Here is a 26,189-nt window from a genome sequence, read left to right on the forward strand (position 1 = left end):
TAGGAAAATTTTTTAAAAAAGCACACCTATTATAGGGGTGTAATATGAAAGTTGAAAAACTCACAAAACTTTACAAAAACAATCGGGGAATTAAGGATATTTCGTTTGAAATCGGTGAGGGAGAAATCCTAGCCGTATTAGGTGTGAATGGAAGTGGGAAATCGACATTGTTTAAAACAATCACTGGTTTAATTCGCCAGGATTCAGGAGAGATTTTTGCCACTGAAATTGGCTATATACCTGAGAATCGTTCTTTATACAAAGATATTACTGTTAAGGAACATCTTGAACTTTATGCAAGACTCCATGGCATGGAGTTTGGTGATATTGAATTAAACATCGAATATTGGATGAATTATCTGGAAATAGGCATGTATTTAAATTCAAAAATTATGACGCTTTCAAAAGGGAATCAGCAAAAAGTTCAAATTTTATGCGGACTTATTCATGATCCGCAAACAATAATTATGGATGAGCCACTAAGTGGTTTAGATATTCATAATATGAGACTCATCAAAGGATTATTGCGTAAGCTTTCGAAAAGCGGAAAGTCGATATTGATATCAAGTCATCAATATGAAGAGGTTGAAGAAGTTTCAGATTATATTCTAATATTGAAAGACGGCGTTATGAAGAAGTATGGATCCCTTAATGATCTAAAAATTCAAGCAGGGATTACTTACTTCATCGTGGAAAAAGAACAATATTACGATATTAAACATCTTGGATTGGATTATAAATTCGTAGAAGATAAGGTGTATGTTATTATTCATGACAAGAACACATTGATAAAAGTATTGCCGCCTTTGATTGAAAAGCGGTTTGTTGAAAAAATTGTAATTGATTCTGTATCTTTAAAAGAAATGGTGGAGATGACTTATGAAGACGCTTATTAAATTTTCGATTAAGCGACGCATGATGAATCGAGCTACAGTTTTATTCTACGTAATTGTCTTTACTGTGATGGGATGTCTCTTGTTTGGTGATAAACTTATATCACTCCTCTTACCAAGTGTATCGGAGCCAAGCTCAATCAAGACAATAGATATTGATTGGCAGCGTTTTTCAGATGGGTTTGAGAAAATTATTAAATATGATGAAAAGGCACCTATAATCATTACTAAGAATGATGGTTTCTATACCATTCAAACAGAAACACCACTAGGGCCAACTGAAAAAAGCACACTGGGGCTAATTATTGATAGTTATGAGAACGGAAGTCATGAAAAGCCCATAGTCATTTACAAGACGACATCAAAAAATAATCTTAATCTAGAAATTGTTTTTTCCATACTCACAACATTATATTTCCTCATTACATCGTTAAGTTCATCTGCAATGAGCGAAGTAATAATGGAAAAAACATCAAATGTTTTAGAGATGGTGTGTTCGGTAGTTCAAGTTAAAACCTACTTCGTTACGAAGGTGGTCTTAGGTTTAATAATGATGTCGATTCAATTATTAAGTCTCTGTATGATTTTTGGATTTTGGATATGTATACGCCAGGTATATGATCAAGGCGAAGGATTAGTTGAATTATTACAAACACTTGGAATCCTTGATTTTGAAGGAAGTACGTTTGTGGATATTATGAAAAATTTAAACTTATCGCAATCTGATTATTTAAGTATTGGGTGTGCATTTTTAATACTCATGGTAGGAATTGCAACGATTCAAATAATTTTACTTGTTCTCGCTGTACGCATTCGGTCTATTGAAGAAGCTGGGAGCGTCCATGGACCGCTCTACTTCTTAATGTTATGCATCTATTATCTTTCTATTTTTCTCAACACGCGTTACCAAATGACTGAAGGCTGGGGAGTCTATTTATCACTAACACCTTTATTCAGTATGTTATTTCTCCCACTTCGTGTGCTTGTGTATGATGTAAGTAACTATGAAATCGCCTTTTCGTTTGCGACTGCAATTGGATTTTTCTTACTCGTATTTGAGTTTTCGAAGTACTACAGTGAGATGTTTATTTTTGACAATGATACGAAAAAGATTGACTAAAACCCTCTAATGTATTACTGTGTTAATACATTAGAGGTGAATAGACGATGTTAAAACTAGATAAAATAACAAAAAAATATGGCGATGTTGAAGCGCTTAAAGGCGTCTCTTTGACATTTAGAAAAAATGAGTTCGTTTCAATTCTCGGTCCTTCTGGATGTGGGAAAACAACGATGTTGAATATTATCGGTGGACTTGATCGATATACAAGTGGAGATCTCAATATTTCTGGAATCTCGACGAAGAACTATAAAGATCGTGACTGGGATTCTTATCGCAACAGTTCAGTAGGATTTGTATTTCAATCTTATAACTTAATACCTCATCTTACAGTTCTTCAAAACGTTGAATTGTCATTGAAATTATCAGGAATTTCAAAAAAAGAAGGGGAATCCCGTGCTCGTACTGCTTTAGAAAAAGTAGGATTGGTGGACCATTTGAATAAAAAACCCAACCAATTATCGGGTGGACAGATGCAGCGTGTTGCGATTGCTCGTGCTATTGTAAATGATCCTGAGATTATCCTTGCGGATGAACCTACAGGTGCTCTTGATAGTAAAACGAGTGTTATTATCATGGATTTACTTAAAGAAATTGCACAAGATCGTCTTGTAATCATGGTTACCCATAATGCAGAACTTGCACATGAATACAGTAATCGCATTGTGGAATTGTTAGATGGTCAAATTATAAGTGATAGCAATCCTTATGATGCAGATATAAATAGTGAAAAACTCGCTAAGCGTAAACGTACTAAAATGCCTTATATGACAGCATTGGGGCTTAGTGGAAAAAACCTTTGGGCAAAAAAAGGAAGAACCGTACTTACTAGTTTTGCAGGAAGTATTGGAATCATTGGTATTGCATTAATTCTTGCACTTTCTTCTGGGTTATCAAATTCAATTAATAAAATGCAGTCGGATACATTGGCTACATCACCGATCACCATCGGATCATCTGATTTTGATTTTTCAGGTCCTGTAGTTACAGAAGATACGACGGATTTGAATGAATTCCCTACAGACTCTAAACTTCAAATCTATGAACCTAAAGTTCAAACAAACGTTATAACAAACAATATTACCCAAGAATATATTGACCATGTTAATAAACTCGACTCCGATAAATATATTTCAATTCAATATATTCATAAAGCGAATATGAATATGATTCGTAAATCAGGTGATAAATATGTACATGTTCAATCAAGTTCATCCCACATGGGAGAATTACTTGATAACGAAGACTTCAACAACAATCAATACGATATTCTTGAGGGCCGTATGCCTAAAGGCGATAACGAAATGATTTTGGTTGTTGATAACTATAACCGAATTGCAAAAGAAACGGTTAAAGAACTTGGACTTGGTGATTTAGATGATAAAGTTGATCTCAAATCTATAGTAGGTCAGGAATTCAAATTAGTTCAAAACGATGATTATTTCGTTAAAGATGAATTTGGACTTTATCGAGAAGCAAGTCAGCAAAATTATGAAACAATTTATGGTAGCGAAAAAGCGAAGACATTATCGATTGTTGGGGTTATGAGACAAAAAGAAGATTCATCATTCCAAATGTATCAACCAGGATTATATTACCGTTCTGACTTAGTAAAATCATTCATTAAAGATTCTACAGATTCAGAAGTAGTTAAAGCACAGAAAGAAGTAGGTAAAGAGTACAGTGTTGTTTCTGGAATGGGATTTGAAGGTCATCCTTTCAAAGAAGCGGATGCGCTCTACCAAGATCAACTAGAAGAACTTGGATCCTCTTCATTGCCACGAAACATTTCAATCATTCCGGCAGACTTCGAAGCTAAAAAAGAAATTCGAACGCATCTTGATGCCTATAATACAGACAAAAAAGATGCTGATAAGATTACATATAGTGACATGTCAGAAATGATTACAGGTGTTATGGAAACTGTTGTTAATACGATTTCATATGTATTAATTGGTTTCTCATCAATTTCCTTAGTGGTTTCATCATTGATGATTGGAATCATCACATATGTATCCGTAATTGAACGAACAAAAGAAATTGGTGTACTTCGTAGTTTAGGAGCACGTAAAAAAGATATCTCACGCGTGTTTAATGCTGAAACGTTCTTAATTGGATTTGTATCCGGTACATTAGGTATTGTAGTCACATACCTTCTAACCTTCCCAATTAATTCGATTATCTATAGCCTAACAAAAACAGAGAATATCGCTGTTGTTAATCCTTTACATGCTGTGATTTTAATCATTATTAGTATTATCCTTACATCCATTTCTGGAGTAATCCCTTCAAGAATGGCTGCTAAGAAAGACCCAGTTATTGCTTTAAGAAGTGAGTAATGAAAAAGACATCCTTAAATTGAACTGCTCCCTGTCAAGTAGACAGGTGAAATAAATAAAATATCCAAGATGATTTATCACTTTATGATGAATCATCTTTTTTATGCTACAAGTGACTGCATTTGTTTTTCTCTAATGTTTGACCAGTAAGCTTCAATCTTCTTGTTAGTTGGAATCGCGTAGACTACAGGTGTCTCTGTTCCTAGCGCTTCAGTTCGAACCATCATTGGTGTTTTGTTTTTGAAGCGTTTCTGAAGTCTCTTGTTGTTATAAAAATCAATATACACTTCAATTGCTTTCTTCAATTCGCTTCTTGTACTGAATTCATTAGGGTAGTACATTTCTGATTTGATTGTTCCCCAAAATCCTTCCATAGGACCATTATCAATACAATGTCCCACTCTAGACATACTTTGCATCACTCCTTGATCTTCTAGCTGTTTCCTAAATGCCCTACTTGTGTATTGGAATCCGCGGTCACTGTGAAATAAAGGTTTTGCCTCTGGATATCTCGCGATAGCTTTATGATAAGTATCAAACACAAGTTGATTATTGTTCCGATCACTTATTTGATACGCCACAACACTTAAATCATAAAGATCAATAATCGCACTGAGATATAGTTTCTTACTTGAACCTTTAATCTTAAATTCTGTGACGTCTGTCAGCCATTTTTCATTCGGTTTTGCGGCAAAGAAATTTCGATTTAAAATATTTTCAGCTGTGATTTCAGGAGTGCTTCGTGAATATTTTTTAGACTTTTGACGAATCACTGATTTCACCCCTAGCATCTTCATGAGTCTATGAATCCTCTTCGAGTTATATTGAACGCTATTCAACTCATTGATCCAATCCGTCATGCGTCGATAGCCTAAGATATGTCCAAATAGTTCATCATAATCAAGAATGAGATTGCAAAGCTCATGATTTTCAATTTCATTGCTTGTTTCAACACGATGCGTCCATTTATAATAACTACTTCTTGCGATTTTAAGTACCTTACACATCCACTGAATACTCCAGCCATGTTTATGATGTAGTTCCTGCACTGCGAGATACTTTACTTCTTGTTTTGCTTTGGAGAATATCGCCCCCTTTCGATTTCCTTCACTTTTTTTAATAGAATGTTCTCGCGTTCTTTCAGTTCGAGTTGTCTTTCAAGTAGTTTTACTTTACGTTCTAAACGTTCTTCATTACTAAGTTGATCTTCTTGTTTTCGCTTGCCACGTTTATCAAGAAGACCATCATCTCCCAATTCGTTATACTTTTTCACCCACTGATAAACCTGAGCATAAGAAAGTTCATAGCGCTCAGCAGTCCCCTTATAATCGTAGTCATGTTCAATACAATATGCGACAATTTCCTGACGCTCCTCAATTGTTGTTTTTCTACCTTTTGTCATATAGACTTCTCCTTTAGGATCGTAATCCTTTATAGTTTCAAGTCTATTATACTTTTTTATCCATCCGCGCAAAACCTCATGGGAACTTATACCATATTTAATACTAATATCTTTAAGAGAACCTGCGCCTTCAAGATAATCCCTAATTGCGGATTCCTTGAGCTCTTTCGAATAACTTTTGTTTCGATCTTTATCTGAAAAAACTTCAATACCATAAGTTTGATACTTTTTCACCCAACTACGTAATGTACTAGAATCAATAGATAATTCTTCAGCTATTTCTGGTGCACCTTTTATGCCATTCAAATATTCATTAATTGCTTGTTCTTTTATTTCGGCTGGATATTTATTCTTTCTCCCCATAGAAAAAGCTCCTCCTTTTTTGTAGTGCCCGATTTTATTTATTTCGGGTGTCTACTTTAAGGGGAGCTTATCAAATTGGATGTCTTTTTTTCGCTCAATAACGAAACTTAAAAAAAGAAGTCCTTCTAGACTTCGATTTTTTTCATATATTGAAATGCGAGAGAACCGATCCCAACATGAACACTTACTGTTGAAATTAACTCAGTCACATAAATTTCTGTGTTTGGGAATGCTTCTTTGAATTTCTTAACAGTTTTATTAAGTTCTTCCTTAGCATCCACATCCACAATCGTAATTTTATATGTTTCATCAACGCCTGCTTCTTGCATCGCTTCAATGACACGATCAATTGCTTTGGACATCGTTCGAACTTTATCAAAGGGTTCGATGATTCCTTTCGTATCTTTATTGAGATGAAGTATTGGTTTTATTTTGAGAAAACCACCGAGTTTTGCGGCGAGAGGAGAAAGTCTTCCACCTCGTGAAAGATGCGCCAAATCGTCAGGAATAATAAATGTGTTGCCATTATTGAGTGCTACATCAATACGCTCCTTAATTTCAGGAATATCATATCCTTGATCAAGAAGTTTTCGAGCAGCAACTGCACAATCAAGTTCAATTGATGCCGCTGTAAAGCAATCAATGAAAACAAATTCTATATCCACAAATTGGGCTGCTGTATTCATTGCGCCAATAGTTCCAGAGATTCCAGTGGTAATAGGTATCGCAAGAATCCGTTCATAACCTTGAGCTTTAATCTCTCTAAATAAGTCTTCAATCATACCAAGTGCTGGTAATGATGTTTGAAGCATAATATTTTCCCTCATGAGGGCATTAACCTGATCAATTGAAATTTCAACACTTTCAAGTGAAGCATCGTCCTCATTGATGATCTGTAAGGGTATCGCGAAAAGACCATCCATTTCGATATTTTCATTATAATAATTACTACTACTATCGACAATAACCGCAGTTTTCATAATACAACCTCCAAGTACTATCATTATACACTAATAATGAAAGGCATACGACCTCACTTGATATATTTATCGGTTTTTGGAATCCATTGAATTGCGACAGTTCCGAGACCTGCATGCGTTGCGACTGCAGCTGGTAAGTCCATAATATATGCATCATGAGTACCAAATGATTCGGAAATCGCATCACGAAGGCGTGTTGTTATTTCTTTCGCATCGCTGTGTAAGTAATAAAAATCATACGATTCAGGTGTAACACCTTGTTCTTTCATATGGTTAATTAACAGTTCAAAAATCTTAGTTTCTGTACGCGCAGTTCCAAATTTTTCGATTGTTAGACCGTGGTTTTCAAGATATAAAAGAGGTTTAACTTTTAAAAGTGATGCAAGCGTCGCAGCATGTTTTGAAATTCGTCCACTTACACGTAATTGATCTAAGTTTTGTGGATACACAAATGACTCGGTACGTAATAAGAACGTGTTAATGCGTGTGATCATCTCATCAATAGAAACATCGTTAAGCTCCATGGCTCTTATGAGTTTTACGGTTTGTTGAACGGGACCACCTAAAGTAAATGAGTCTACAACATGAATCTCGCATCCATCTACATGTGATGCGGCTTGATTAAAAGCACTGTAAGTACCTGATAGATTCGAAGAGAGTGTTACCGCAAGAATTTGATCATATCCTTCATCGCGAATTGCTTCAAAAAGATTGATCAATGAACCGAGGTTGGGTTGAGAAGTCATAATCTTTTCCTTCTTAGACAGTAATTCATGAACCTCTTCTTTTGAAATGGTTTCTTGATCTAAATACTCAGTGTTGTTATGGATTAAAGTTAATGGTGCAATAAAAACGTTATACTTTTTAATTTCTTCTGGTGTGAAACAAACTGATGAATCACAGACAATCGCTAATTTTTTCATACATATCCTCCGATGAGAGCATTATAGAATATAATACTTTGAATGTCAAACTATTATATTCCTTTATGAAAGAACTAAAATGATTTATAATACATACATGGAACAATTAGACTATAAAACAATTCAATCAGAAGTAATTTCGGAACAAGAAATCAATAAATCTAAATTTATTGGCTTTTTAGCGCCAATTCAATCTGAAGAAGAAGCTAAGGCATACTTAAAATCAATTAAAAAAATGCATCCAAAAGCAACGCATCATTGTAGTGCATATCGAATCGGTGATATTGAACGATCCAATGATGATGGCGAACCTGCATCGTCAGCAGGATTACCGATGCTTCAAGTCCTTCGAGGTCACAAACTTGAAGGTGTGATTGCAGTTGTGGTGCGATACTATGGTGGGGTCTTACTTGGGGTTGGTGGTTTGATCAGAGCTTATGGATCAACGGTCTCGCTTACGATTGAAGAAGCAGATTTATTAGCACCTCAGAAAGTATTTACGATGGATCTCTCATTTCCGTATGAGTTTATTAATGATGTGGAACTCCACATTACAAGTGTTGGAACGGTTTTAGATCGTAACTATGATTCGCTAGCACGTTATCAAGTACGCGTAACAGATCCAATGTTGTTGGAACCGTTAAATGATTTAACCCGTGGAACTATAAGTAAAAGTATTATTAAAGAATCAATTGAGTTTATCTAGGAGGTCTTGATTATGGATATCAAAACAGAATTAAATCATCATGGCATAAAATCAACACGTCAACGTGAAGCGATTTTAACGATTTTAAAAGACAGTGATACACCCATCACAATCAATCAAATTCGTGAATCATTGGATGCGGTTGGAGAATACATGGACTTATCCACGATTTATCGTGTTTTGGATGTCTTTGAACAAAAAAATATTATAACCAAGACAGTGCCACTTGAACCATCACAAAGTGTATATGACTACAAACGGCACATCCATAAGCATCACCTTATTTGTACTCAATGTGGAACCATCACTATCATTGAGGGATGTCCGCTTGGTGATTATGAGGGTAAGGTTGCGCGCGATAGTGGGTATATTATCGATCGACATCAGTTAGAACTATACGGATTATGTCCAAAGTGTCAGAAAAGTGCCTAGCACTTTTTTTTGTGCATAATCCTTTCTTTTATAACATAGTGTAGTAATATGTTAATAGAGGTGAAACTATGAAAACATTAAACAATATATCAATCAGAAACATCGTACTCAAAGTATTAGACATTGAATCGATGCAATCGTTCTACGAAAAAACCATTGGACTTACACTCCTTGAAAATCATCAAGATACCGTTGTATTGGGAATTGACGAGATTCCGCTACTCACATTAAAGACCTCAAATCGTTATGAAAAACCCAATCAAAATTACAGTGGTCTCTATCATATGGCATTTTTACTGCCAGAGGAAGCATTTCTTGGCCCATTTATTAAACATTTGGTTGCTTTAAAACAACCAATTACTGGGCTTGGAGATCATCTTTATTCACAAGCTATTTATCTGAATGATCCCGAAGGAAACGGTATTGAGGTTTATGCAGATCGTCCACGATCGTCCTGGATTATCAACAACAATGGAACGATTGTAGGTGGAACAAGAGCGGTTGATGTAGAGGGACTTATGCGTATTGCTCATCCTCAACCATGGGGCGGAATGCCTGAGCATACTATCTTGGGACATGTTCATCTCCAAGTATCAGATATTGAGAGTGCTCGTAGTTTTTATTTGGATCGATTAGGCTTTGAGCTTAAAACGGAAATGCAGAAGGCACTTTTTGTTTCAAGAGATGGATATCATCATCATATAGGGATTAATGAATGGGCAGGACCCAATATTGCGGATTTACCTGAAAACACAAGTGGTATGGAATCCTTTACAGTGACGACACCTTCATTTACTACTTTCAGGGAAGAACTCATTCAGGCTGGTGAGAGGATTGTTGATTTAGATGAAAATCATTTTAAAATCATCGACCCATTTCACATAAACATTATCTTCGAGAAAATTTAATATGATATAATAGGTATATGAAAAACTTAGAAAACAGAAATGTGATTGGAATCAAGGCAGGTATAGTGGGGATAGTCTGTAACTTGATTCTTTTTACTTTAAAATTAATCATTGGTACCTTATCGCATAGTTTTGCGATCCTTGCGGATGCAATTAATAATTTATCCGATAGTTTATCGTCGCTTATCACAATTGTTGGATTTAAAATTGCTGCGAAGCCTGCAGATAAGGAGCATCCCTATGGCCATGAGCGTTTTGAATACATTAGTGGTTTTGTGATATCGATTATTATGCTTTACTTAGGTGTCGATATCATTAAATCATCCGTGAAGGATATTTTAAATCCTATGCCTATGCAAATGAGTATGGCTATGATTTTTGTATTGGTGTTTTCGATTATGATGAAGTTAGGAATGTCGTTTTATTATGCAAAGAAAGCTAAAGCAGCAGATTCTGATGTACTGGTTGCGAATGCGAAAGACAGTCAAAACGATGTATTCATAACAGGGTCAATCTTATTATCTCTTTTTATACAATATTATTTCGATTTGCGTATTGATACGTATCTCGGGATTATCATTGCAGTGTTTATCATCTATTCATCAATTACAATGCTTCGAGAGTTTATGAACGAGCTTTTGGGTAGTAGACCGGACACCGATACTTTATTAAAGGTAAAACAAATTTTGTGTGATAATCCTAAGATTGAAGGATATCACGATGTGATGATTTATAACTATGGTAAATTTCATGTTTATGGTGTTGTACATGTAGAAGTGGATGCTAAGTTATCATTAATTGAAGCTCATAATATCATTGATGCGATTGAACAGAAGATTAAGAAGGAAACAAATATTGACCTTGTGATTCATTTAGATCCTTTAGATATGGATAGTCCGGAGATATTAAATATTCAACGTGTAATTAAAAAATACTTAAGAGAAGCGTGTGATGGATGTAAGTTTCATGATTTACGTATCATTAACCACGTACTTCGGTTTGAAATTGTTCTATGTGATGCACTGAAGCATGAACCCGAACGAATTAAACAAGAAATTACAGAGTATTTAAGAAGTGAAGGAATCAAATACGATTTAGAAATTACGATGGATACGGATCAATTGATTTAATAAAAACGTCTTGGTGATATAACCAGGACGTTTTTATGAGAAAAATGTAGCGAAGACGCTAATTGACCAAAGTGTAAGTGGATAAATGAGAATGAGTGATGAAATAAGTGTTCGAAGCGAATCGGAGTTTCTAAATTGACAGAAGGGTATCAATAAGATACTTAATGAATAAAATGGATTCAGTAAGCATGATAGTACCAAAGACAGAATCACCCACCCAAATATTTGATGATTATAAGAATTTCTAAAAATATATAGAATACTAAGAAAAGCGATAACGATACTAGCGTGTTTAATAAACTTATAAATGAGAAAGAGTACAAAAGGTAACAGGAACCAACCAATCAATTGGAAGGTTGGATATTTTTCGGTAATAAAATATTCATACAAATATAAGAGTAAGAAGACTAAGAAAAGTGTAAAACATAGATTTACATGTACTTGATACTGTGGTGCTAGGACAAAAGCGTTGAATAGCGCATTAAGTATAAACACAAGTGTACTACCAGCAAAAAGCCAATAAAGCATAATCTTTCTATTTTTTAAGGCATAAAAACTATAAAAACTTAATAATGCAATGAGCGGATTGATGAGTAGTAAGAGATTTTCATACTGACTCATCGATTCAAGTAGTGTGGACAAAGTATCAACTCCTTCTATAACTATGATAGAAAAACATTGAAATTTTAGCCATTGAATTTACTTACATCTAACTTACAATGTTGTAAGTTAGAGTGTACGGTAATTATAAAATTCCTTAACCTTGTTTTTTCGAGGAAGTATAAAGGCAATTAATGCAAGAAGGTAGAATACCTGTGCAAAAAGATGAACTTGGGGAATCGGAAAGTATTCCGCAAGAGCACCAAACACAACTTGACCAACCATTCCAGCTCCTGAAACAAGAATAATGAAAAAGGAATTAACTTTCGCACGATATTGTGCAGGAACATGTTTTTGGACGGAACTTATTCGGATATTTGCACTATTCATCCCTAATACACCAAGTGTCATGCGAATAATAACCATAAAAGGAAATGACACAAAATAGAAAATACTCTCAAGTGTGATAAAAAGAATATAGACAGAGACAGCGATTGCATAACGATGATGATCCTTAAAAATAAGAATACTGTGAATCAACCCTCCAATCAAATAACCAAAACTTGCGAGGGACTGTAATGTTGCAAAATGAGTTTCGTTTAGAGAAGCACTCGACATGAAGAATGGGTACATTAGGGTTGATGAGGCACTTGAGAAAATCACAAGCGCAAAGAACATGAATACAGAACGAAGCGAGCAATCTGATTTCAGATAGAGTAGACCTCCGTACAAATCATTAAATAAATCGCTTAAGGTCGTGTTTTCGGAACGAATATAGTCAAATTCCGTATTTATCTTATACTCAATGAGTACATCAATAAGTGTAAGAAGAGAATATGCAAAGAATATGAAAGCCAAGCCAAAATAGCGATAAAGCATGATAGCAATTGGTGTGACGATAACACTACATAAAGGGTGAATGGTATTGAGAATTGCATTAGCTCGTGAAAAGTTTTCGGGCAGGATGATTTGAGGGATGATGGACTGAGAAGCAATTGCGGAAATGTTTCCCAAAGAGCTGATGGCAAGAATTATCAACAAATACGAGTAGTAATTAAACGAAAAGAAATAAACGTAGAGTCCAGAAAAAACAAATACTATAAGTAAGATTGATTCGTTAGTTATGAGAACTTTGAGTGGGTTTTTGCGATCAATAAGAGGCCCTATGACAAGTGGCAGCATTAAATTGGGGATCATAGAGAGTGCTGCAAAGATTCCAGATAGTAAAGTCGATTGGGTTTGGTCAAAGATTACTAAACTTAGGGCAAGGTTAAGACCGATACCACCCATTTCTGAGAAAATAGTACCTAAAAATACGCGAATAAAATTTTGATTCCATAATGGTTTATGCATAGAAAAACCTCCTATATCAATTAAACACGCTTTGTTTAAAAGATGTAAGAGGCTCCCGTTGGGAAATTGTGAGGTAATATTAGCCGTTTTAAGACAAAATTGGAGCGATATTAAGAAATCTTGTACTCACTCGTAAGATTGAGTGCTTTTTTATAAAGCCGATTGGCTTTGTAGTATTGAATGAGAAACTTCACATACATAAGTACATAACCGTGATGTGCTTGAAGATTTGCAGTGTCTTTACACAGTATCAAAATATCCTCATATTCCTTCTCGTGGATATAGCCTGGCCGCTCCAACATAAACTCAAGTAAGTCGTAAACATTTTTAGAGAGTTGATCAGTAGGCTCATCCAGTTTACTGAAATGGTTGTGGGCGAGATCTCGTTGGTTTTGGAGAATGTTTAGAAGACACAACTTTTGAAGAATTAAGGTGTTGAGTTCTTGAAATTGAGCTGCTTCAGTTTGAACGTTTTCGTATGCACGTGTAAGATGCAATTGAGCTTTTGTGTAATCTCCAATTAACAAATACGTTGCCCCGAGATTATAGTTTATCGAACTTGAAGCGTTAGGTTCTTCGAGATAACGATTAAGTTTTAAGCCCCGATTATAGTAGAATTCCATCATTTCTAACTGATCAGGACTTGTATAGGTTAAATTCGCATAGGATGAACCCATCGTAAAAGAACTCAGATACATCCCTTTTACATTACCTTGTTTTGAAAAGAGCTCGTATGCTTGACTGAGTGTTTCAATTGCACTGTAATAAAGTCCCGTAATATAGTAAGTAATTCCAAGTTCTTGGTGAATAATACCGTATTGATCAATGCCGGTTGTTTGAAGTAAATAATGGATCTTATTTTCTGAAGTCAGTGTTTCGGAAAAAGCGAGTGCATAAGCAAGGCGTTGATCAACTGAAAACATTGGTTCAAAATCTTTGAGACGAATAAGGTATTGATCATCGTTTGTGGAATAATAAAGTAGAAGATGTGCATTAATTGTTTCATTCGAGTATAAGCACAATGTTGCAAGTGACTTTAATTCTTTGCAAATAAGTGGAGTTGTATAAGCCAAATAATCACTCCAAAAGGAATTATAACCATTCGTAAACACTTCAATTTTTGATTGGTCTCGAACTAAATCAATTCCTAAACAATCAAACAGTAAATCTAATATTTCATCACTTGGTGTAACGGTATTTGATTCGATTTTAGAAAGATAAGATATTGAACATATTCCTTCGCAAAGGGCTTGTTGACTCATGTTTTGGTTAAGCCGTTCATTTCTTAATAGTGTTCCAAGCATCGTATTACCCCCTTTAAATTCATTCTATCACAAACTGCAGATTGACACGGTTATTATGTTTAAGAGTTGACAGATAAACGATAAACGCATATGATGAATAAGAAATAGGAACCTTTAAAATTGTCCAGAGAGGCAAGCAAGGAAAGAGAAACAACCACTTCATCAAATGATGAGCCTCTTTTCGTGCGCGAGAAGGGGCTCTTTTCTATGATTGGAGGGAAATTATGATAAAAACAATTATGAATCAAGAGGAAATACAACGTGCAATTAACCGTATTGCATTCGAAATTTTAGAACGATATCAAGGCATTGAAGATATCGTGCTCGTGGGAATTGAAACACGAGGAATTGATATTGCATCTCGGATTCAGAAGAAACTTGAAAGTATTGAAGGGCTTGTGCCATGTTTGAGTTTAAATATACACGATTATCGAGATGATGTACGTTCAAAACAAATCATTGAACGCTCTGATGTTTTAACACAAAAACATGTGGTTATTGTGGATGATGTTTTATTTACTGGAAGAAGTGTTCGATCATCGATGGACGCAATTATTGATTTAGGTCGTCCTTCTTCAATTTCCCTCGCAGTACTTATAGATCGAGGCCATCGCGAGTTACCTATTAGCGCAGACTTTATTGGTAAAAATATTCCAAGCTCTCGTAAAGAACGCATATACGTTCAAACGATTGAGACGGACGGTAAAGATATAGTTGTGCTTGAAACTACGTAGAAGGAGAACATAATGGAAAATGTTATTATTGCACTGGATTTTGAAGGAAGGGAAGCAGCACTATCTTTCTTGGATTTATTTGAAGGACAAAAGCTTTTTGTGAAAGTAGGTATGGAACTTTACTATCAGAGTGGACCATCAATTATTCATGAAATCAAAAAGAGAGGACATAAAATCTTCCTCGATCTTAAACTTCATGATATTCCAAATACTGTTGAGCGTACAATGCGTCGATTAAAAACAATGGGTGTTGATATGACAAATGTTCATGCAGCTGGGGGACTTGAAATGATGGAAGCGGCACGAAATGGTTTTGGTGAAGCAGGAATCCTGATTGCTGTAACGCAATTAACTTCAACATCTGAATTTCAGATGCAACAAGAACAATTAGTTCACGCCTCGTTAAATGATTCTGTATTACACTACGCAGAATTAACACGTAATGCAGGACTTGATGGAGTTGTATGTTCACCCTTAGAATCCAAACATATCCGAGAAACATTAGGAAGTGACTTTCTAACAGTTACGCCGGGAATAAGACCGAACGCTTCGGAAAAAGGGGATCAAAAACGCGTCACAACCCCTGCCCAAGCTAAAGCAAATGGTTCCAGTTATATTGTAGTCGGGCGACCAATTACTCAAGCTAAAGATCCTGTTTTAGCTTATGAGCAAATTGTATCAGAATGGAAGGTAGCATCATGAATACATCTAAAAAAATTGCACAGTACTTACTTGAAGTAGAGGCTGTTACATTAAGCCCTGATCATCTCTTTACATGGGCAAGTGGTATCAAAAGTCCAATCTATTGTGATAACCGAATTACGATGAGTTATCCACATGTTCGAAAATACATCGCAGAAGCATTTGCGGATGCAATTAGACGGTCATATCCAGAAGTAGAGTATATTGTCGGAACAGCAACTGCAGGGATACCACAAGCATGTTGGGTTTCTGATTTGCTTGATAAACCAATGGCTTATGTTCGCCCAAAACCAAAAGATCATGGAAAAGGGAAACAGATTGAAGGCATGATTCCAAAGGGATCGAAAGTAATTGTTATTGAAGACCTGATTTCAACTGGGGGAAGTTGTATTAAGGTTTGTGATGCACTCGAAGCCGAAGGTATTGAAGTTCTTTGTGTTTATGCAGTCTTTACATATGAGCTTAAAAAAGCTCTTGTGGCTTTCAATGAAGCAAACATCACACTCCATACCTTATCGAATTATTCCACGTTAATTCAAGTTGCACGGGAAATGGAAGCGATAACGGATAATAATCTTGAGTTATTACAATCTTGGGCAATAGATCCATCATCATTTAAATAAAAAAACTTAGTATAATCACTAGGAACTGACCTAGTTCCGTGGGACTAAAGAAAAAACCAAGTTAGGATGAAGTTAACCGATAATTTACGGGAGATTGATATCCTAGCTTTTCTTGTATTCGATTTTCATTGTAATATTTTAAATAGTTTATCACAGTTTGTGATACAATTTCAGTAGAACCCTTTAGGTCTGGGTTTAATTCGAATGTTTCACACTTTAGCGAGGCATGAAACGATTCGATAGGAGCATTATCAGCGGGTGTACCCTTACGGGACATACTCATGGTAATGCTTTTATTTTTTACTTTGAGTTGATACTCTTTTGATGTATAGACACTCCCTTGATCAGAATGAAGAATACATGGCTGAACGATATCCGGAAGTTGATTTAATGTATCAACCACACATTCTAGGTTTTGTCTGTCACTCAATGTAGACGCAATAATCTCACCATTATATAAATCCATGATCGTAGATAAATAGAGCATCTTATGGCCATAAGGGATGTAAGTGATATCTGTCACCAATTTCTCTAGAGGACGTAGTGATTTAAAGTCGCGATTAATGATATTGGGCATAATGATCTTCGGATTTTTGTTTTTTCGATACCGTTTGACCTTAACACGGCATTGACATTGGTGTTTCTGCATTATCTTTTGAACAGTATTCTTATTGATAATTCTTTCTTTTCGAATTAATGCAGTTATTTTTCGATATCCATAACGAAATTTATTTTCTTTACAAAGTTCAATTACTAATGCTTCATTGACAGAATAATTATTAGACTCAAGTTGCTCTTTTTTAGTCCAACGGTAATACGTTGACTTAGGTACCCCAAAAAGATTCAAGATATCTTTAATTGATACAGTGTTGCGATACTCTTCAACGAGCTTGATGATTATTTCAGGAACCACATCCTTTCTCTTTCCAAATACTTTTTTAATAGTTCAATTTGTTGCTCCAAAGATTTAATTCTAAGTCTTTGTGTTTCTTCGACCGTGTCTCCTTCAGGCCCTTTTCCAAAAGTATATTGCTTGCCTACAGGTTGAGAAAATCGATAGTGTTCACCATTTCGATACCATCTCCACCATGTTTTGACTTGTGTTACATTTTTTATTCCAAGTTCAGTCTGAATAAACCTGCTTGAGTATCCTGCCAATTTCATTTCTATAACTTTCATCTTTGTCTCATAGCTATGCATAGTTCGTGTTCCCATATAAAAACCTCCTATATTGAACTATTTTACAATAATTCTCATACAAGAGGTTTTTTTCTTTAGTCCCACGGAACTAGGTCAGTTCCCTATACTAAGTTTTTTTATTTCATGTTTTTAAACAATTCAAGTCGAGCTTCGTTATCCAATGAATCATCAACAATCCCTTTTAGAGGGTTATCAGTATTAAAGATTGCGATTGTCTTATGAGATTCTACCCATGTAAGTTCTGGATAGGTAACCAAAAAGAGATCATCGAGTGGTGTTGCATCTAAATAGTCTGTGAGGACACGTTTGGCGAGATACCCACCATCGAATAAATTAAACTCAACAATCCATATATCATACTTATTATCTTTAAGTCGTTGGATGATCCCATCCCCTAATGTCATAGCTTCTTCATATTTAATATAGAAGTTTTTCTGCTCTTCAATACGATTGACGTCTAAATTTTCGACTGGAACCGTGAAGCGATCAAGGACGACATTAAACCCTTTTAGTATATAGAGGTAATGACTGCGGTGCTCGCAACTCATTTGATGATTATTAATAACACGATTAATTCTTTCCTGTAACATAATTATCACTCCTTTAATTTTATTATACTCCACTCTGTTTACTAAACAATACTGAATGGATAAAAACATTCTATATACAATGAATCAATGCTTAGATGTCAGTTTACGTGGTAACGTTTGCCTATTGTGGGGATGATAACCTTTTTGGGCGAACATTTTGCTTCAAATAATTCAGGATCGGCTTCGATGAGGGGAAATGTATTATAGTGCATAGGTATATAGTACTGGGATGAAATAAAGTGAGTAGCGTGTGCTGCATCGTCAATTCCCATTGTAAAGTGATCTCCGATAGGCAAACATGCGATATCAACAGGACCAATGAGTTCCATGTCACTAAAGAGTGCAGTATCTCCAGCGTGATAGAAGCGATTATGTCCATCATCAATCACAAATCCAGCAGCGACACCCAGTTCCTTTCCTTTATAAGAAGAAGAATGAAGTGCCGGGGTCATTTTTATGGATGCAAAGGGAAGCTGATAGGTACCACCAAGATTCATACCAATGGTCGAGAGGCCTTCATGCTCTAAAAAGTTTGCGAGTTCCACAATACAGATTATTGGTGCGTTGTTTTGCTTTGCGATTAATACTGAATCCCCAACATGATCTTCATGTGCATGAGTAATAAGGACAGCATCGACAGATATTTTTGAGATATCTGTGGTACTTAATGAATTTTCTGTAATAAAGGGGTCAATAATCAAACGCTTGTTCCCGCTACAAATAATTTCAAAACACGAATGTCCATGCCAAATAAATTCCATAAGAAAACCTCCTTTACCTTAGTGTAACACGGGATAGCGTGTAAGCGATGTGAAAGAAAAGTAATGAATAAAGGCTTGCACAACTACGAGGTTAGGTGTATACTACTAATGAATTAGGTTAGCCTAATTATTAGAAAGAGGTATGCAATGACACCGAATCGTGAAGATTATATAAAAACAATTTACTCATGTAATGAAAAAAATGAAAAGCTAACCAATAAGGAACTTGCTGAACGATTAGGCGTTTCTCCCGCCTCAACAAGTGAGATGGTTCGTAAACTTATTGAATCAGATCATGTAGTTAAAGATAAAGAATTGGGATTATCCTTAACGGAGAAGGGAACGTTAGAGGCGCAAACCTTGGTTCGTAAGCATCGACTTTGGGAAGTATTTCTCGTAGAGCATCTCGGTTATTCCTGGACTGAGGTTCATGAAGATGCGGAAGTTCTTGAACATGGTACTTCAGAACTCCTTGCAAATCGTCTGAATGAATTCTTAGGATTTCCAGAACACTGTCCCCACGGAAGTCGGATTTATGGTAATGCGACGGAAGATATTAACCAATCTGTCCCATTAAGTTCATTAAAAAAAGGCCAACGTGGCGTTTTATCGAAAGTTCGTGATCACGAAGAGCTCTTAAATTATTTAGAACATGTGAAATTGAATCTAGGTGCAACTTTTGAAGTTGTGGAAGTTGATCCATATGAAGGACCCCACCATATCTTGATCGACAATCGACATGTTCCGGTTAGTCATAAAGCATCACAAGAAATCTACGTAATATTAGATAGCGAGGAATAGTATGAAAAAAATATTAGCAGTTTTACTTGTTTCACTCTTAGTATTAACAGGGTGTAAATCAGCACCGAATAGTCCATCAACAGAAAATGATGGGAAAATAAATGTTGTCGCGACAACTACAATGATTAAAGATCTTGTGGAAATTATTGGTGGCGAGAAGGTATCAGTAAATGGAATGATGGTTGCAGGGGTTGACCCTCACTTGTATAAAGCAAAACCAAGCGATGTGAAAGCAATTCAAGAAGCAGACGTTGTAGCATTTAACGGCGTTCATCTTGAAGCAAAATTGGATGATGTACTTTCGGGTCTTGAAGGATCAGGGAAAAACATCATCAAATTAGAAGATGCTCTTGAGCCTAGCGATATTATCAATGATGAGGAACAAGGTGGTCATGATCCACATATTTGGTTTGATGTAAATCTATGGAAAAAAAGTGCACAACATGTAGCCGATAAATTATCAGAATTTGATGCAGAAAATAAAGACTATTATCAACAAAATGCAACAAAATATGTATCAGAGTTAGCAGATATGGATACATACATTAAAAACCGTATCGCTGAGATTCCTGAACAACAACGTGTATTAGTTACAGCCCATGATGCCTTTGCATACTTTGGTCGTTACTTTGGCGTTCATGTGGAAGCAATTCAAGGGATTTCAACTCAATCTGAAGCAGGTATTGCAGACATTAATAAAGTTTCAGATTTGATTGTTGATCGAAAAATTAAAGCAATTTATACAGAATCAAGCGTACCTAAGAAAACAATTGAATCATTACAAGCGGCTGTAAAAGATCGTGGCTTTGATGTTTCAATTGGTGGAGAAATTTATTCGGACTCCTTAAAAGAAGATGCGAGTTATATCGAAACGTATAAAATTAACGTTGATACAATTGTAGACAACTTAAAATAAAAGAAAAGGGAGTGTGAATATGGCAGAGAAGGAATATGCAATCGAAGTAGAAGATTTGACGGTTACTTATGACGTTAAACCTGTTCTTTGGGATTGTGACGTGAAATTTGAGAAAGGTAAATTGACCGCAATTGTCGGACCGAATGGTGCCGGTAAATCGACCATGATTAAGGCGATTATGGGTCTTTTAAAACCTATTTCAGGAAAAATAACAATTAACGGACAACATCAAAAAGACGAGTATAAGAATATCGCTTATGTACCTCAAAGCGGAAGTGTTGACTGGGATTTTCCCGCTACCGTGGAAGACATCGTTTTGATGGGACGTTATGGCCATATTGGCTGGATTAAACGTCCACGTAAAGAAGACCGTGAGATTGCTAATGAGATGCTCGAACGTGTTGGGATGAGTGCTTATCGAGATCGACAAATCAGTCAACTCTCTGGTGGTCAACAACAACGTGTTTTCCTTGCTCGTGCATTAACACAACAAGCTGAAATTTATATCTTAGATGAACCGCTAAAGGGAGTCGATGTTAAGACAGAAGAAATCTTAATGACACTTCTTAAAGAACTTGCAGCATCGGGTAAAACAGTCATTGTTGTGCACCACGACCTTACAAGTATTGAGGGATATTTTGATAACATTGCGCTTGTTAATGTAAAACTTGTTGCGTGGGGTCCAGTTCAAAATACCTTCACCCAAGAAAACCTAAAACTTACATACCATACAGATGTAGGAGGTATTGTAAAATCATGATAAATGCAATTATAGATTTGTTTAGTAATTATACATTTCAAATCGTTGCACTTGGATCGATTGCGTTAGGGATTCTTACCGGAGTTACTGGAACATTCGCGGTACTTCGAAAACAAAGTTTACTTGGAGACAGTATCGCTCACTCTGCATTGGCAGGGATTACGATGGCATTTATAATGACCGGTACTAAAAACACAGAAATACTGCTTCTAGGTGCGCTCCTTGCAGGGCTTCTTGCAACGTTTATTATTAACTCAATCTCAAATAACACTCGAATAAACTTCGAGAGTGCAATGGCACTTGTTATGTCGGTATTCTTTGGGGTAGGATTTATTCTTCTTACTCACATTCAAAAAATGCCGGATTCACAACAAGCAGGGTTGGAACGCTTTCTATTTGGTCAAGCAGCCACAATCTTACAAAGAGATGTTTACTTTGTAATCGGTGTAACACTTGTCGTAGTTGTTCTCATGATTCTGTTGTGGAAAGAAATCAAAGTATTCTCATTTGATCCTATTTATGCACATTCAATTGGGTTATCAACACAATTTCTCAATATTGTATTATCAGGATTTATCGTTGCAGCGATTATTATGGGAATTCAAATGGTGGGTGTAGTCCTCATGTCTGCACTTATCATTGCTCCTGCTGTTGCTGCGCGTCAATGGACACATTCTTTGACGGGAATGACAATTCTAGCTGCAGTATTTGGTGCAATTTCAGGTCTTGGTGGAACAATCGTAAGTTCTCTCATAAATAAATTTCCTACAGGTCCTGCAATTGTCGTGATTGCAAGCAGTATTGTTATTATCAGTCTTCTTTTTGCTCCTGGACGCGGTATTATCAACAAAGGGATGCGCCAACACGGTGCAAAACAAGCATTTGAAGCTGATATGGCGATAATTAACCTATTGACACATCAGTTATTGGATATTGATGCACATTTTACAAAAGAACAATTACAAGAAGCATGTATTATTGATCATCATCGTGAGGGGAAATCGTTTGATCGCCTCTTCAACAATCTCAAGAAACGTCATATGGTTGAGCGAGTGGATGACTCAATGTACTTTAAGTTAACACGTGTTGCGAAATTAGAATACGAACAAAATCGAGGTGATCAATTATGACAATATCAATTCCAGTTCAAATTATGATGATTGCGGTTGTCGTAGCATTATCTTGTTCATTACTCGGCGTATTTTTAGTACTTAAAAAAATGGCAATGATGAGTGATGCAATTACCCATACAATTCTGTTAGGAATTGTAATTGGCTTCTTTATCACACATGACTTTAATTCTCCATTACTAATCTTAGGTGCTTCCATCACGGGGGTTCTAACGGTTTACCTAATTGAGATGTTACAAAGTACGCGTCTTCTTTCGGAAGAATCATCAATTGGTGTCGTATTCCCACTGCTCTTTAGTATCGCGATTATTTTAATTACGCGTTATGCAGGTTCAGTTCACTTAGATACTGATGCTGTATTATTAGGTGAAATCGCGTTTGCGCCATTTGATACAATGCTTGTATTCGGTATGGAGTTACCGAAGAGCTTAGTGACCATGTCAGTGATTTTAGTAATTGACTTAATCTTTGTAGTAATTTTCTTCAAAGAACTTAAACTTACAAGTTTTGACCCACTTCTTGCCGCAACACTAGGCTTTGCGCCAGTATTCCTGCATTATGCATTAATGACGTTAATATCTGTAACGGCTGTAGGTGCATTTAATGCTGTTGGATCGGTACTTGTAATCGCATTTATGATTGGACCACCAATCACAGCATTCTTACTGACACATGACTTAGTTAAATTAATTTTAATCAGTTCTGGATTCGCAATTTTTAATGCAATCTCTGGATATCAATTTGCGACTTACTTTGATGTTTCGATCGCTGGAAGTATGGCACTGATGACAGGAATATCATTTGGTATCGTATTTCTCTTCTCGCCACGAGAGGGTTTAATTTCAAATAAAATTCGCCGTCACCAACAAAAAAGCGAGTTTGCTGAACTTACAGTCTTATTCCATCTGTTTAATCACGAAGAAAGTGATGTAGAAGCAGAAGAAGCGGGCGTATGGAGTATTTATGAACACCTCAACTGGTCTCAAACAAAGATACAAAAAATTATTGAAAGTTTAGAAATGAAAAAGTATGTCACTATTGATCGAGATATAATTAAACTAACGGATTTAGGCCGTGAAGTAAGTATCAATCATGCTGAAACAATCTTTGACCGCTAGCAATAGCGGTTTTTTATATCAGAATCCCCAATTTGGTGGAAGTATTTGTTATGATGAATAGGGTGATAAATATGGAACTATCAATCTTAAATTGGATACAGACTTTGAGAACACCGATGTTAGATCGCTTTTTTGCGCTCTTTACATCATTGGGAGATCATGGAGAGATCTGGTTTATAATTCTATTAATTCTATTTGTAATGAAAAAAACGCGAAAAGTCGCGATACTAGGTCTTCTTGCGATTTCAATTGAAGTCGTGTTAATCAGTGGTATTATTAAACCAATAGTCATGCGTCCAAGACCATTCTACGCAAACCCTGTTGACTTAATCATCCCAGTACCGAGAGGCTCTTCCTTTCCTTCGGGACATGCAGCCAGTTCTTTTGCGGTCGCAATGGTTTTGTATTTCAATAATATTAAACACAAACCTATTTATATATCGTTAGCGATATTAATGGCATTCTCAAGACTCTATGCATATGTTCACTACCCATCTGATGTTTTGGTTGGGACGGTGTTGGGAATTTTTATCGCATACGAGGTTACGAAATATCAGGATGTGCTTTTGAAAATCATGAATTCAATCCTTGTAAGAATAGGGATAAAAAAAGAAATAGCACCTTAATGCTATTTCTTTTTTTTGTGGAGAAACGATTGAATCAGAGCATCACGATGTTTGAGATAACCGTGATCTTCACGACTTGGATGAACGCGATGTGCAAGCAAAATCATTGCGCGCTCGTTATGAAATAAAACAACGGGGCCGGTGAAGCCCGTATGGTAACAGGCATCCATACCGTTATAAACATAACGATTCCACCCATACGAACGTGAATCAATATGGGTATTTCGAATCAGTTGATAATGTTTTGGTGATAAGAGTTGAGGATCGGACGTAAGCATTGCTTCCATAAAACGTTTTAAGTCTGGTAATGTGGAAAAAATACCGGCGTTACCAGCAATACCGTCACAGTTTCGCGCAGTTTCATCGTGGACTACACCTTGGATTAAGCCGTATTTATTCGTTAACTCTGTAGGGACACACAATTCCCTTTTTTTAGGATTAAAACGCGTATCCGACATTTTTAACGGTTTAAAAATAGATTTATCGAAACTTGCTTGTAAATTGGTGTCCACAAAATCGATAATATAGCCTAAGATTAAATAATTTATACATGAATAAACCATTTTTTGATTTGGTGTATTTATCAAGTCTTTGCAATCCATGACACTCTTGTAGATTTGATCGCGATTCATTTCTGCGCGTCCGGTAACACTAGGAGCCATACCGCTTCGATGAAGCAGACAGTCTGTGATGGTAATATCGGGTTGTTTAAAGGCGTTGATATATTTTTGAATGGGTGCATCTAAGGAAAGGACACCTTGATCGCAAAGTTGAAGAATGCGTGTCGTAGTGAATAATTTTGTGATTGAAGCGATATCAAATTGATGTGTCGCTTCAAGCTTTGGTCCTTCAAATGTCGTGTGCCCATAAATTGTATCGGTCCAGGCTCTATTTTCATAGATGGATAAGGCGAGACCACTTACGTATCCATCATCAACCATCTTGTGTACTTGATCTAGAATTGAATCCATTATAATACCGCTTTTAGGATGTCGGATGGTGTTTTCAGTATATAGTCAATATCATCCATTCCTTCTGTTGAAATATGGCCCCAGCTTGCAAGCCCAAAGGCCATTCCTGCCGCTTTAGCAGCCTGGTAGTCAAAGATACTGTCTCCAATATATAATGCGCGTTTTGGCTCAATATCAAGCATTTTTGCGCAGACGAGAAGTGGTTCGGGATGTGGTTTATGATGCTCAGTATCTCCTGATAATACAACTGCTTTAAAATAGCCATCCATGCCATTTTCCACGACATCAATGTCATATTGCAAACGTCGTTTTGATGAAGCAACACCTTGTTTTACTTTGTCATCCAGTTCACGAATTACAGATTCAATTCCTTCAAATAATGTTGCGGGATGGGGGTATTCATTCACATATTGAACCCAACGGGGATAAACATCCGTAGAGATTCCTAATGCATTTAAAACACCATGTCCGTCATAACACGTTAAGTGCATTAACTCATCATATGTCATTTGAATTCCGAGTTCCTCTTCAACAATTTTCATTAATGGGTAAAGGTTCATGTCAAATGTGTTTACGACCGTCCCATCAAGATCGTAGATAACTGCGTCATAGTTCATAATCTTCCTCACTTTTAATTCTATTATACATGATTTAAGATACGGGTTCTTGGACAAATAATGAACGATTTGAAATCAAAAAGTAAGTAAATGTATCGAAAACGTGATTTTTGTTCATCAAAAGCGAAACAATATGAAAAATTAGGGAAAGGAGTGGGATGAATTCCCATTATTTGTAACGTATAAT

The 26,189-nt window shown here is 36.0% G+C and carries 28 protein-coding genes; 16 read left to right on the forward strand and 12 right to left on the reverse strand.

Annotated features, from left to right (window positions below):
- Positions 1–44 precede the first annotated feature (44 nt).
- Genes NMG63_RS00125 through NMG63_RS00135 form a run of 3 tightly spaced genes read left to right on the forward strand, consistent with a single transcriptional unit; the run spans position 45 to position 4,352 of the window.
- The gene (locus tag NMG63_RS00125) at positions 45–896 is read left to right on the forward strand and encodes an ABC transporter ATP-binding protein (protein WP_254007071.1); all 852 of its coding nucleotides are present in this window, start codon (positions 45–47) and stop codon (positions 894–896) included.
- The gene (locus tag NMG63_RS00130) at positions 880–2,013 is read left to right on the forward strand and encodes an ABC transporter permease (RefSeq protein WP_254007072.1); all 1,134 of its coding nucleotides are present in this window, start codon (positions 880–882) and stop codon (positions 2,011–2,013) included. Before NMG63_RS00125 ends, NMG63_RS00130 begins: the two co-directional genes overlap by 17 nt.
- A gap of 47 nt (positions 2,014–2,060) precedes the next feature.
- Entirely contained in the window at positions 2,061–4,352 is a 2,292-nt protein-coding gene (locus NMG63_RS00135; protein WP_254007073.1) for an ABC transporter ATP-binding protein/permease, read from the forward strand.
- Between the two features lie 101 nt (positions 4,353–4,453).
- On the opposite strand, the gene NMG63_RS00140 is transcribed toward NMG63_RS00135, so the two are convergent.
- The 4 genes from NMG63_RS00140 to NMG63_RS00155 all read right to left on the reverse strand — a co-directional run bounded on the left by NMG63_RS00140 (position 4,454) and on the right by NMG63_RS00155 (position 8,020).
- The gene (locus NMG63_RS00140) at positions 4,454–5,473 is read right to left on the reverse strand and encodes an IS3 family transposase (RefSeq protein ID WP_367399273.1); all 1,020 of its coding nucleotides are present in this window, start codon (positions 5,471–5,473) and stop codon (positions 4,454–4,456) included.
- Positions 5,413–6,117 carry a helix-turn-helix domain-containing protein gene (locus tag NMG63_RS00145; RefSeq protein WP_254006375.1) on the reverse strand — a complete coding sequence of 235 codons (705 nt, stop codon included), beginning with the start codon at positions 6,115–6,117 and terminating at the stop codon, positions 5,413–5,415. Before NMG63_RS00145 ends, NMG63_RS00140 begins: the two co-directional genes overlap by 61 nt.
- A 125-nt stretch (positions 6,118–6,242) precedes the next feature.
- Positions 6,243–7,097: a DegV family protein gene (locus NMG63_RS00150; protein WP_254007075.1), complete on the reverse strand. Its 855-nt coding sequence runs from the start codon at positions 7,095–7,097 to the stop codon at positions 6,243–6,245.
- 53 nt (positions 7,098–7,150) lie between these two features.
- Positions 7,151–8,020 carry a DegV family protein gene (locus NMG63_RS00155; RefSeq protein WP_254007076.1) on the reverse strand — a complete coding sequence of 290 codons (870 nt, stop codon included), beginning with the start codon at positions 8,018–8,020 and terminating at the stop codon, positions 7,151–7,153.
- Positions 8,021–8,099: 79 nt separating this feature from the next.
- Here NMG63_RS00155 and NMG63_RS00160 point away from each other — a divergent pair, with 79 nt between their 5' ends.
- The 4 genes from NMG63_RS00160 to NMG63_RS00175 all read left to right on the forward strand — a co-directional run bounded on the left by NMG63_RS00160 (position 8,100) and on the right by NMG63_RS00175 (position 11,196).
- On the forward strand, positions 8,100–8,726 hold the full coding sequence (locus tag NMG63_RS00160) for an IMPACT family protein (RefSeq protein WP_254007077.1): 627 nt from the start codon (positions 8,100–8,102) through the stop codon (positions 8,724–8,726).
- A gap of 12 nt (positions 8,727–8,738) precedes the next feature.
- Positions 8,739–9,158 carry a Fur family transcriptional regulator gene (locus NMG63_RS00165; RefSeq protein ID WP_254007078.1) on the forward strand — a complete coding sequence of 140 codons (420 nt, stop codon included), beginning with the start codon at positions 8,739–8,741 and terminating at the stop codon, positions 9,156–9,158.
- A 68-nt stretch (positions 9,159–9,226) separates the two neighbouring features.
- Positions 9,227–10,066 (forward strand): VOC family protein, encoded by an 840-nt coding sequence (locus NMG63_RS00170; protein ID WP_254007079.1) that lies wholly within the window; start codon positions 9,227–9,229, stop codon positions 10,064–10,066.
- A gap of 17 nt (positions 10,067–10,083) precedes the next feature.
- The gene (locus NMG63_RS00175; protein WP_254007080.1) at positions 10,084–11,196 is read left to right on the forward strand and encodes a cation diffusion facilitator family transporter; all 1,113 of its coding nucleotides are present in this window, start codon (positions 10,084–10,086) and stop codon (positions 11,194–11,196) included.
- Positions 11,197–11,229: 33 nt separating this feature from the next.
- Here the strand turns inward: NMG63_RS00175 and NMG63_RS00180 are convergent, their stop codons facing one another.
- From NMG63_RS00180 to NMG63_RS00190, 3 genes are all read right to left on the reverse strand, one after another.
- Positions 11,230–11,838 carry a hypothetical protein gene (locus NMG63_RS00180; RefSeq protein ID WP_254007081.1) on the reverse strand — a complete coding sequence of 203 codons (609 nt, stop codon included), beginning with the start codon at positions 11,836–11,838 and terminating at the stop codon, positions 11,230–11,232.
- An 87-nt stretch (positions 11,839–11,925) separates the two neighbouring features.
- On the reverse strand, positions 11,926–13,149 hold the full coding sequence (locus NMG63_RS00185) for an MFS transporter (protein ID WP_254007082.1): 1,224 nt from the start codon (positions 13,147–13,149) through the stop codon (positions 11,926–11,928).
- A 110-nt stretch (positions 13,150–13,259) separates the two neighbouring features.
- On the reverse strand, positions 13,260–14,453 hold the full coding sequence (locus tag NMG63_RS00190; RefSeq protein WP_254007083.1) for a helix-turn-helix domain-containing protein: 1,194 nt from the start codon (positions 14,451–14,453) through the stop codon (positions 13,260–13,262).
- A gap of 224 nt (positions 14,454–14,677) precedes the next feature.
- Between NMG63_RS00190 and pyrR the strand changes: the two genes are divergently transcribed.
- The 3 genes from pyrR to pyrE are packed head-to-tail and all read left to right on the forward strand — an operon-like array spanning position 14,678 to position 16,512.
- Complete coding sequence (gene pyrR / locus NMG63_RS00195) at positions 14,678–15,187, forward strand: bifunctional pyr operon transcriptional regulator/uracil phosphoribosyltransferase PyrR (RefSeq protein WP_254007084.1); 510 nt, start codon at positions 14,678–14,680, stop codon at positions 15,185–15,187.
- Between the two features lie 12 nt (positions 15,188–15,199).
- Entirely contained in the window at positions 15,200–15,889 is a 690-nt protein-coding gene (gene pyrF / locus NMG63_RS00200; protein ID WP_301332391.1) for an orotidine-5'-phosphate decarboxylase, read from the forward strand.
- Positions 15,886–16,512 (forward strand): orotate phosphoribosyltransferase, encoded by a 627-nt coding sequence (pyrE, locus tag NMG63_RS00205; protein ID WP_254007085.1) that lies wholly within the window; start codon positions 15,886–15,888, stop codon positions 16,510–16,512. Before pyrF ends, pyrE begins: the two co-directional genes overlap by 4 nt.
- A 61-nt stretch (positions 16,513–16,573) precedes the next feature.
- Here the strand turns inward: pyrE and NMG63_RS00210 are convergent.
- The 3 genes from NMG63_RS00210 to NMG63_RS00220 all read right to left on the reverse strand — a co-directional run bounded on the left by NMG63_RS00210 (position 16,574) and on the right by NMG63_RS00220 (position 19,063).
- Positions 16,574–17,727, reverse strand: a protein-coding gene (locus NMG63_RS00210; RefSeq protein WP_123171090.1) for an IS3-like element ISErh1 family transposase whose coding sequence is annotated in 2 segments (ribosomal slippage) — positions 16,574–17,454 and positions 17,454–17,727 — 1,155 coding nt in all. Because the reading frame shifts where the segments join, the coding sequence is not laid out codon by codon here.
- A gap of 101 nt (positions 17,728–17,828) precedes the next feature.
- On the reverse strand, positions 17,829–18,302 hold the full coding sequence (locus tag NMG63_RS00215; protein ID WP_254007086.1) for a hypothetical protein: 474 nt from the start codon (positions 18,300–18,302) through the stop codon (positions 17,829–17,831).
- 98 nt (positions 18,303–18,400) lie between these two features.
- Positions 18,401–19,063 carry a metal-dependent hydrolase gene (locus NMG63_RS00220; RefSeq protein ID WP_254007087.1) on the reverse strand — a complete coding sequence of 221 codons (663 nt, stop codon included), beginning with the start codon at positions 19,061–19,063 and terminating at the stop codon, positions 18,401–18,403.
- A 147-nt stretch (positions 19,064–19,210) separates the two neighbouring features.
- Here NMG63_RS00220 and NMG63_RS00225 point away from each other — a divergent pair, with 147 nt between their 5' ends.
- The 6 genes from NMG63_RS00225 to NMG63_RS00250 all read left to right on the forward strand — a co-directional run bounded on the left by NMG63_RS00225 (position 19,211) and on the right by NMG63_RS00250 (position 24,414).
- On the forward strand, positions 19,211–19,864 hold the full coding sequence (locus NMG63_RS00225) for a metal-dependent transcriptional regulator (RefSeq protein WP_254007088.1): 654 nt from the start codon (positions 19,211–19,213) through the stop codon (positions 19,862–19,864).
- A gap of 1 nt (position 19,865) precedes the next feature.
- Positions 19,866–20,780, forward strand: a complete 915-nt coding sequence (locus NMG63_RS00230; RefSeq protein ID WP_254007089.1) for a metal ABC transporter solute-binding protein, Zn/Mn family — start codon at positions 19,866–19,868, stop codon at positions 20,778–20,780.
- Positions 20,781–20,799: 19 nt separating this feature from the next.
- On the forward strand, positions 20,800–21,540 hold the full coding sequence (locus NMG63_RS00235) for a metal ABC transporter ATP-binding protein (protein WP_003774095.1): 741 nt from the start codon (positions 20,800–20,802) through the stop codon (positions 21,538–21,540).
- The gene (locus NMG63_RS00240; protein ID WP_254007090.1) at positions 21,537–22,670 is read left to right on the forward strand and encodes a metal ABC transporter permease; all 1,134 of its coding nucleotides are present in this window, start codon (positions 21,537–21,539) and stop codon (positions 22,668–22,670) included. The genes NMG63_RS00235 and NMG63_RS00240 overlap by 4 nt, the downstream gene beginning before the upstream one ends.
- Positions 22,667–23,788: a metal ABC transporter permease gene (locus NMG63_RS00245; RefSeq protein WP_254007091.1), complete on the forward strand. Its 1,122-nt coding sequence runs from the start codon at positions 22,667–22,669 to the stop codon at positions 23,786–23,788. Before NMG63_RS00240 ends, NMG63_RS00245 begins: the two co-directional genes overlap by 4 nt.
- 71 nt (positions 23,789–23,859) lie before the next feature.
- On the forward strand, positions 23,860–24,414 hold the full coding sequence (locus NMG63_RS00250; RefSeq protein ID WP_254007092.1) for a phosphatase PAP2 family protein: 555 nt from the start codon (positions 23,860–23,862) through the stop codon (positions 24,412–24,414).
- 2 nt (positions 24,415–24,416) lie between these two features.
- On the opposite strand, the gene NMG63_RS00255 is transcribed toward NMG63_RS00250, so the two are convergent.
- Together NMG63_RS00255 and NMG63_RS00260 are read right to left on the reverse strand one after the other, a co-directional pair.
- A complete protein-coding gene (locus NMG63_RS00255) occupies positions 24,417–25,385 on the reverse strand; it encodes a serine hydrolase domain-containing protein (protein WP_254007093.1) in 969 nt (322 codons plus the stop codon).
- A complete protein-coding gene (locus NMG63_RS00260) occupies positions 25,385–26,002 on the reverse strand; it encodes an HAD family hydrolase (RefSeq protein ID WP_254007094.1) in 618 nt (205 codons plus the stop codon). The genes NMG63_RS00255 and NMG63_RS00260 overlap by 1 nt, the downstream gene beginning before the upstream one ends.
- Positions 26,003–26,189 lie beyond the last annotated feature (187 nt).

The sequence above is a fragment of the Erysipelothrix amsterdamensis genome, assembly GCF_940143175.1.
GTDB lineage: Bacteria > Bacillota_I > Bacilli_A > Erysipelotrichales > Erysipelotrichaceae > Erysipelothrix > Erysipelothrix amsterdamensis.